The 683-nt window shown below is 78.2% G+C and carries 1 protein-coding gene; it reads right to left on the bottom strand.

From position 1 onward, the window contains the following. Positions 1 to 683 (bottom strand): DUF5682 family protein (locus tag ACFQ3T_RS36915; RefSeq protein WP_380730851.1); only part of this gene is annotated, 683 nt, incomplete at both ends.

The following is a 683-nucleotide window of genomic DNA, read 5'->3' as shown; positions in this document are numbered from 1 at the left end:
CGGCGATCAGCGGCGCGGCGGAGTCGGCCAGCCGCCGCAGGCAGGCTTCGAGCCGCGCACCGTGCGCCTCGGTCCGCTGCGAGAGCTCCACCAGCGCCCGCGCGTCGGCGACGTCCTCCGACCCGGCGAGCCCGTCGAGCTGGGCGACCGCCGCCGTCTCCAGTTCCCGCGCCAACGTGGGGTGCGCGTCGAGCACGTCGCCGGGAGTGCCCGGCAGGTGCCCGGAGCGCAACCGGTCGAGCAGGTCCAGCGCGGTGAGCAGGTCGCGCAGCGTCCCGGCGGACGGCAGCACGGTCGCCGCGTCGTCCAGCACCTCGCCGACGACGTCGGGCAGGCCGCACCGGGCCGCGTCGACGAGGTCCGCCAGCACCTCGCCGGGTGTGTGGCCGTCCCGGCGGTCACGGTCGGCGCGGCGGGCGCGCAGCCGTCCGGACGCTGCCGCTTCCAGCGTCACGCCCCACATCCCGGCGACGGGCACGGTGGCCTCCGTCGCCGGGGTCCACGCCACGGTCCACCGGGTGGTCAGCGCGTCCGCGCCGCCGACGCCGGTCGTCTCCGTCTCTTGCCCGTAGGTCACACCGAGCACGGCGAACCGCCGCAACGCCACCTCGCGCCGCGCGTCCAGCGCCGACCGCGACGGGTCGAGCCGCAGCGACACGGGTTCCCGCGAGCCGGGGCCGGGC

The sequence above is a fragment of the Saccharothrix hoggarensis genome, from assembly GCF_042678885.1.
GTDB classification, from domain to species: Bacteria; Actinomycetota; Actinomycetes; order Mycobacteriales; family Pseudonocardiaceae; genus Actinosynnema; species Actinosynnema hoggarensis.
Note: the sequence above shows the minus strand (reverse complement) of the source record. Positions and strands in the feature narration are given on the sequence as shown.